General features: G+C 76.1%; 7 protein-coding genes. 5 read left to right on the forward strand and 2 right to left on the reverse strand.

Features of this window, described 5'->3' with window-relative positions:
• The first annotated feature begins 28 nt into the window (after window positions 1-28).
• The 3 genes from ACFUEL_RS31045 to ACFUEL_RS31055 are packed head-to-tail and all read left to right on the forward strand — an operon-like array spanning window position 29 to window position 2,996.
• Window positions 29-862, forward strand: coding sequence for a siderophore-interacting protein (locus ACFUEL_RS31045; protein WP_380240119.1), 834 nt, complete (start codon window positions 29-31; stop codon window positions 860-862).
• Complete coding sequence (locus ACFUEL_RS31050; RefSeq protein ID WP_380240120.1) at window positions 859-1,935, forward strand: FecCD family ABC transporter permease; 1,077 nt, start codon at window positions 859-861, stop codon at window positions 1,933-1,935. The genes ACFUEL_RS31045 and ACFUEL_RS31050 overlap by 4 nt, the downstream gene beginning before the upstream one ends.
• Window positions 1,932-2,996 (forward strand): FecCD family ABC transporter permease, encoded by a 1,065-nt coding sequence (locus tag ACFUEL_RS31055; RefSeq protein WP_380240121.1) that lies wholly within the window; start codon window positions 1,932-1,934, stop codon window positions 2,994-2,996. Before ACFUEL_RS31050 ends, ACFUEL_RS31055 begins: the two co-directional genes overlap by 4 nt.
• Window positions 2,997-3,003: 7 nt before the next feature.
• Here ACFUEL_RS31055 and ACFUEL_RS31060 read toward each other — a convergent pair whose 3' ends face one another.
• On the reverse strand, window positions 3,004-3,831 hold the full coding sequence (locus tag ACFUEL_RS31060) for an alpha/beta hydrolase fold domain-containing protein (protein WP_380240122.1): 828 nt from the start codon (window positions 3,829-3,831) through the stop codon (window positions 3,004-3,006).
• A gap of 212 nt (window positions 3,832-4,043) precedes the next feature.
• Between ACFUEL_RS31060 and ACFUEL_RS31065 the strand changes: the two genes are divergently transcribed.
• Window positions 4,044-4,589 carry a hypothetical protein gene (locus ACFUEL_RS31065; RefSeq protein ID WP_380240125.1) on the forward strand — a complete coding sequence of 182 codons (546 nt, stop codon included), beginning with the start codon at window positions 4,044-4,046 and terminating at the stop codon, window positions 4,587-4,589.
• Window positions 4,590-4,647: 58 nt separating this feature from the next.
• Entirely contained in the window at window positions 4,648-6,348 is a 1,701-nt protein-coding gene (locus ACFUEL_RS31070; protein ID WP_380240123.1) for a hypothetical protein, read from the forward strand.
• 38 nt (window positions 6,349-6,386) lie between these two features.
• Here the strand turns inward: ACFUEL_RS31070 and ACFUEL_RS31075 are convergent, their stop codons facing one another.
• Entirely contained in the window at window positions 6,387-7,265 is an 879-nt protein-coding gene (locus tag ACFUEL_RS31075) for a glycosyltransferase family 2 protein (RefSeq protein WP_380240124.1), read from the reverse strand.
• Window positions 7,266-7,454: the final 189 nt, after the last annotated feature.

The following is a 7,454-nucleotide window of genomic DNA, read 5'->3' on the forward strand; positions in this document are numbered from 1 at the left end:
GGCCACCACCGATCGAATGGGCTGACCGATGACCACCACCCCGCCGGCGCCGCCGCGCATGCGGATCGTCCGCCACCCGCTCAAGTACCGCCTGCTGGACGTCAAGCAGGTCCGGCGGATCACCCCCGGCACGGTCAGGGTCACCTTCGCCGGTGACGCCCTGGAGGGCTTCTGCGAACAGGCCCCCACCGACCACGTCAAACTCTGCTTCGCCGCACCCGGCCGCGCCCTCCCGACCGAACCCGTGGTCGAGAACGACACCTGGATGGACGCCCCCGAGGAGCCCATCACCCGCGACTACACGATCCGCCACTACCGGCGCGAGGCCCGCGAACTCGACATCGACATGGTCCTGCACGACGGCGGCGTCGGCTCCGGCTGGGCCGCCGCCGCCGAACCCGGCATGAAGCTCGGCGTGTTCGGGCCGCGCGGCTCCGAGGAGATCGACCTCGTCCACGACTGGTACCTGCTCGGCGCCGACGAGACCGCGCTGCCCGCGCTCGCCCGCTGGCTGGAGGCGCTGCCCGCCGGCGTCCGGGTGCTCGCCTTCGCCGAGGTCGCCGGACCGGCCGACGAGCAGCACCTCCCCACCGCCGCCGACGCCACCCTGGTCTGGCTGCACCGCGGCACCGCCGCCCCCGGCACCACCGACCACCTCGAACGCGCCGTCCGCGCCGCCGAACTGCCCCCCGGCCTGGGCTTCGCCTGGATCGCCGGCGAGGCCCACACCCTCCGCCCGATCCGCCGCCACCTGCGCACCGAACGCGGCCTGACCCGCGACCAGGTCGACGTGGACGGCTACTGGAAGCGCGGCACCGCCAACCACGACCACCACGAGGACGAGCACACCCCGCACTCATGAGCACGCACGCCCCGGCCCGCCCGGCCGCCGCCGGGCCGCCGCCGCCCCCCGCACCCGCCCGCCGCGCCGCCGCCACCAACACCCGCCGCACCGCCTGGCTGCTCGGCGCCCTCGCCCTGCTCGCCGCCCTCGCCGTCCTCTCGCTCGGCGTCGGCGCCCGCGCCATCGCCCCCGGGCAGGTGCTGCACGTCCTGCTGCACCGCGACCCCACCGGCGAGGACTGGATCGCCGTCCACCACTCGCGCCTCCCGCGCACCCTGCTCGGCATCACCGTCGGCGCCGCCCTCGGCGTCTCCGGCGCGATGATGCAGGCCCTCACCCGCAACCCGCTCGCCGACCCCGGACTGCTCGGCGTCAACGGCGGCGCCGCGGCCGCCGTCGCCGCCGGCACCGCCCTGTTCGACCTGCGGACCTTCCACGCCTTCGTCTGGTTCGCCCTGCTCGGCGCCGCCGTCGCCGCGTCCGTCGTGCAACTCCTCGGCGGCAGCGGCCGCGGCCCCGCCACCCCTGCCCGGCTCGCCCTGGCCGGCACCGCCGTCACCGCCGTGCTCACCGCCTTCGTCAACGGCCTGGTCCTGCTCGACCCGCTCACCCTCAACCGCTTCCGCTACTGGCAGATCGGCACCTTCGCGGGCGTCGACGCCGCCGCCGTCGGCCAGGTCCTGCCGTTCCTGCTGGCCGGCGGCGCCCTCGCCCTGCTGCTCGGCCGCCCGCTCAACGCGCTCGCCCTCGGCGACGACACCGGCCGCGCCCTCGGCGCCCACCCCGGCCGCACCCGCGTCCTCAGCCTGCTCGCCATCACCCTGCTGTGCGGGGCCGCCACCGCCGCCGTCGGCCCGATCGCCTTCGTCGGCCTCGCCGTCCCGCACCTCGCCCGCCGCCTGTGCGGCCCCGACCAGCGCTGGATCATGCTGCTCTCCGCCGCCCTCGCCCCCGTCCTGCTGCTCGCCTCCGACATCCTCGGCCGGCTGCTGCTGCGCCCCGCTGAACTCCAGGTCGGCGTGGTCACCGCCTTCCTCGGCGCCCCGCTCTTCATCGCGCTGGTGCGCGGCCGGAGGATCGCCCGCCTGTGAACACCGCCCCCGCCCCCGCCCGGATCCGGCTCCCGATCCGGGCCCTGCCGCTGCCCGGCGGCCGCTCGCTGCGCTGGCACCCGCGCGCCGCCCTGGTCACCGGCCTGCTGCTGCTCGCCCTGCTCGGCACCGCCGCCTGGACGCTCACCGCCGGCGACTACCCGCTGCCCGTCCAGGACGTCCTCGACATCCTCGACGGCGGCGGACGGCGTGCCGACCGCTACATCGTCATGGAGGTCCGGCTGCCCCGGCTGCTCACCGCGCTGCTGGTCGGCGCGGCGCTCGGCCTCGCCGGGGCGCTGTTCCAGACCCTCGCCCGCAACCCGCTCGGCAGCCCCGACGTCATCGGCTTCACCGTCGGCTCCGCCAGCGGCGCGCTCACCGTCATCCTGCTGATCGGCGGCGGCGCGGCCGCCGTCGCGGGCGGCGCGGTGGCCGGCGGGCTGCTCACCTCGCTGCTGGTCTACCTGCTGGCCCGGCGCGGCGGCACCCGGAGCCACCGGCTGGTCCTGGTCGGCATCGGCGTCTCCTCGCTGCTCGCCTCGCTGAACGCCTACCTGATCGCCCGCGCCTCGTTCAGCGACGCGCAGAGCGCCGCCGTCTGGCTCACCGGCAGCCTCAACGCCCGCGGCTGGGAGCACTGCACGCCGATGGCGCTGGCCCTGCTGGTGCTGCTCCCCGCCGCGCTGCTGCTCGGCCGCCCGCTGCGGATGCTCGAACTCGGCGACGAGACCGCCGCCGCGCTCGGCGTGCGCACCGAGGCGGTCCAACTGCGGCTGGTGCTCACCGGCGTGGCCCTCACCGCCGCCGCGACCGCCGCCGCCGGACCCGTCCCCTTCGTCGCGCTGATCGCCCCGCAGGCCGTCCGCCGGCTCACCCGCGCCACCGGCCCCAACCTGCCAGGCTCCGCCCTGCTCGGCGCCCTCCTGCTGGCCCTCTCCGACCTCGCCGCCCAACGCCTGCTCGCCCCCACCCAGTTGCCGGTGGGCATCCTCACCGGCGTGGTCGGCGGCGGCTACCTGCTCTGGCTGATCGCCCGCCAGTGGCGGCACACCACCTGACGGACCGTCAACTCTCCTCTCCGGCAGCGGTAGTGAGCTCGGCGGTCAGGAACGCCACCGCGTCGGCGATCAGACCCGGTACGTCCGGGTACTCGCCGAAGCAGTGCCCCGCCCCCTCCACCGGCACCAGGACGGAACGGCCGCCCGCCGCCAGCAGCCGCTCGTGCAGCGCCTCCGACTGGGACAGCGGCACCAGGTCGTCCCGCACGCCGTGCACCAGCAGGAACGGCGGCGCGGCGGCGGTGACGTGCGAGACGGGGCTGGCCCCGTTCGCCTCCGCGACGAGCACGGACGAGCAGCCGCCCAGCAGTTGGGTGACCGGGGAGTCCGGCCCGTGGTGGCCCAGGGCGGCCAGGTCGGTGGGCGGGTACCAGCAGACGGCCGCCGAGACCGCGTCGGTGGTCAGCGCCGCGAGCGCGGCCAGCGTCCCGCCCGCGGACTCGCCCCACACCCCGAGCCGGTCCGCGTCCACCCCCAACTCCCCGGCGTACTCCCGCAGGTAGCGCAGCGCGGCCGTCACGTCGTCCAACTGGGCCGGGTACAGCGCCTCGCCGGAGAGCCGGTAGTCCACCGTCGCGACCGCGAAGCCCGCCGCCACCAGCGCCTCGAACACCGAACCCGGCCGCATCGTGCTCGGCAGGTACCGCCGGTCGCCCTCCCGGAACGCCCCGCCGTGCAGCCACACCACCACCGGGAACGGCCCCTCCCCGGCCGGCACGTGCAGGTCCAGCAGCAGCGGGCGGAAACCGGTGCGCAGCGCGTAGCTGACACCGTGGCGGGAGAGGCCGCCGTACGGCGAGGGGACGGGCGCGACCGGAGGCAGAGAGAGATCCATGAAGCCCCCGAGCACCCCCGCCGCACCGTTCATTCCCGCCCGCCCCGGCGTCTCACGGGTCGAACAGCCGGTGGCGGACCGCGCGCAGCGGTCCGCCGGGTCGAGGAACTCCCGGTACTCGGGCATCCCCGGGTGGGCGACCGCCGGCGCCGGAAGACCCGGCCCGCACCCCCACCCGGCACCCCTCCGGCAGAATCGGGCCCGTGGACGACATGGGGATCAAGGGCTTCGACCGGGCACCGCTGGTCGGCCTCGACGCGGTGCGGGCGGCCCACGGCGCCCGGCTGGCGCAGCTGGCGGGCCGCCGGTTGACCGGCTTCGCCGTGGTGCGCTTCGCCGAGGACGACGAGTGGTTCGCCGACTGCCCGGTGGTGCTGGAGTTCGACGGGCGGCAGGTCGAACCGTGCCACTGGAAACTGGACGAGCTCTCGATCGGCTGGGACACCATCGACACCTCGGCGCCGGTCACCGGCTGGGAGTGGTCCGAGCACACCCCCGTCTGGTCCCGCCGGCACGAGCTGCTCGACGACCTGGTCGGCCGCGAACTGCACGCGACCGCCCTGCTGGAGTGGCGCCCCACCGACCCCCGGGACACGGCGGCGGGCACCGTCGCGATCGAGTTCGCCTTCACCGGCGGCGACCGCCTGCGGATCGTCAACGGCCTGGACGAGAACCGCCTCGAACGCGGCCCGGCCGACCCCCGGTACCTCCGCCACCCGGGCCGAGCACCCCTCGGGGGGCGAGCCGCCGGGTCCTAGACTGCCGGGGTGAACGCCGACCGCGCCCGGCCGTCGGCGCCCTGCGGGAGGACAACGCATGCACGACCCTGCGGACCCGACCGGAACCGCCGAGCCCGCAGGGAGCGGCGACGCCGACCCGGCGCGGGACGCGGCACCCGTCTCGGCGGTGCTCGCGGAGGTGCTGCCGGGCATCGCCGTGGTCTTCGGCGACCTCCCGGTCGAACTCGCCCCGGGCCTGGTCGACTTCGGACTGGTGTCGACCGCCGACCGGGCGCTGCTCACCACCGCCCTCGCCTCGGCGGGCGGCGCGGCGACGGCGGCGGGCGCGTTCGGGAAGGCCCTGCCCGCGGCGCAGGGCCTCTACCGGTTGAGCGACGCGACGCTGGCCCTGCTGAAGGCCGGCGGGACGCTCGCCGTCAAGGACGGGGCGAACCTCGGCACGGTGCTCAACGGCAGCGGGATCGTCGCGCAGGCCCGGTTCATCCCCCTGGGCTCGGCGGGCGCGGCAGGCACGGCGGGCGTGGCAGGCACGGCGGGCGCGCTGCAGAACCTGGCGACCCTCGGGCCGGTGCTGTCCTCGATCGCCCTGCAGATGCAACTGAACGAGATCACCGGCCTGGTCAGGACCAACATCGCGTTGACCACCCAGGTGCTCACCGCCATCCGCCACGACCAGTGGTCCGAACTGACCGGCCTGGTCACCACCGTCGAGCGGGCGATCGAACAGGCGCGGGAGATCGGGGCGGTCCCGAAGTCCCTGTGGGGGAGCCTCGCGGGCAGTGAGGCGCTGCTGGACAAGCAGCTCGTCCTGTACCGGAGCAACGTCCGGGCCCACGTCAGGGAGCTCGACCGGCCCGGTGCCCGGCGCCGCGACCACCTGCGGACGAACGCCGAGGCGATCGCCTTCGACGCCAACGCCCTGCTGTCCGCCGTGAAAGCGTGGACCGGATACCAGGCACTGCGCGCCGGCCGGGCGAGCGAGGCCGGGCGCGAGGACCCCCACGAGGCGCGGTACGCCGAGGTCGTCGTCCGCGACACCCGGGCCGAGCTGGACTCGGCGCTCGCCGGGGCGACGGGCCTGCTCGACGCGCTGACCAGGGAGCTGCGGATCCTCGCCGAACTCCCCGAGCCGGACGGGCTGTCGCTGCCGGGCCGGCGCAAGGACGCCAGGGCGGTGCGGCAGACCTCCGCCCGGCTCCTGGAAGCGGTCGAGCCGCTCACGGACGCCCTGCGCCCGACACCCCCGGCCCTGGAGGCCCCGGAGGTGCTCTGCGCGCCCGGGGCAGCGGACCTCGACCCCCACCTGCGCCTGCTGCGCTGGGTCCTGGAGAGCGGCGAGACGCTCCGGGCGCTCGCCCTGCCCGACCAACTGGACGCCCTGGGCCCGATCTCGGCGATCCTCGGCGGGGCGAAGGAGAAGCTGGCGGCGGCGATGGACCGGAGCACCGTGCGGACACTGGTCGCCGTCACGGACCGGCGCATCGTGACCGCCCGGGCGGGCGCGTTCCTCGAACAGGGCGAGATCCGGCAGGTCATCCCGCTGGACCTGGTGCGCTACGTCAGGGCGGCGACCACGGGGGACGCGAAGGAGCGGCCGGCGATCGACCTGATCACCCGGGACGAGAGCATCCGCTGGGTCTTCCGCTCCGACGGTGACAACACCCCGGTGGACGCGCTGGCCGCCGTCCTCGCCGAGTCCATGGCGATCCCGGAAGCCGAACGCGAGGCACTGCTGGGAAGGCCCCGGACCGCCCTGGAGGGCGCCCCCGCCGAGTGAACCGGCGAGCCCGGTCGGCGCGGCCGCCCGGGCTCCGGTCACAGCACCGGCGGCCGCCCCAGCCTGGTCATCCGGGCGACGGTGCGCCAGCGCATCGGGCGGCGGGGCGGGCAGGGGGTGCGTACGCCCTCGGCGAAGCCGGCGGTCCAGGCGCGCAGGGCCTCGCGGGGCGGGCGGCGCAGCACGGTGATGGCCGTCCAGGCGGCGAGGTGGAGCGGGACGAGCGGGGCGGGCAGGTGGCGCTTGACCAGCCAGACGCGGTTGCGGGCGGTGCGGCGGTAGTAGGTGGCGTGCCGGGCTGGGTCGGTGCGGGGGTGCTGGAGCAGCAGGTCGGCGCGGTAGTCGATGCGCCAGCCGGCGTCCAGGGCGCGCCAGGCGAAGTCGGTCTCCTCGTGGGCGTAGAAGAACTCGGCCGGGAACAGGCCCACTTGGTCGATCACCGACATCCGGATGGCGTGGCCCCCGCCGAGGAAGGTGGTGACCGGGCCGGAGCGCATCGGGTCGGCGTTGCCCAGCCGGGGCACGTGCCGGCGCTGGGTGAACCCGGTCTCGTCGGCGATCCGGAACGCCAGGACGCCGAGGCCCGGGTCGGCGGCGAACGCCTCGCGCACCAGCCGGAAGGTGTCGGTGCGCGGCAGCAGCCCGTCGTCGTCCAGCACCACCAGCACGTCGGTGCCGCCGAGTTCGCGCAGCCGCTCGATGCCCGCGTTGCGCCCGCCGGGGATGCCCAGGTTCTCCGGCAGTGCGGTCACGTCCACCCAGTCGGGCTGCGGCGGCAGCGGTGCCCCCTGCCCGATCAGCACCGTCCGCACCCCGCGGTCCGCGCCCTCCTGGGCGGCCACCGAGGCCAGCAGCGCGGCGAGTTCGGCCGGCCGGTCGCCCATGGTCAGCACCACCACGCCGAGTGTCGGTTCCATCCGCCCGCTCCCTTCGTCCACCCGTCGACCGGCTACACCGTAGCGCGGTCACCGGCCGCGGCCGGAACTCCGGCGGAGCCGCGGCGGGTGGACAGCGCGCCGCTCCCGGTGCACACCGCCCAGTGGCCCGAGGGCCGGCGCCGGCCGGGCCCCGCCTCGCTCCGGACCGTCGAGCCCGCCGTGCAGAGC

It is taken from the genome of Kitasatospora sp. NPDC057198, assembly GCF_042670125.1.
Taxonomy (GTDB): domain Bacteria; phylum Actinomycetota; class Actinomycetes; order Streptomycetales; family Streptomycetaceae; genus Kitasatospora.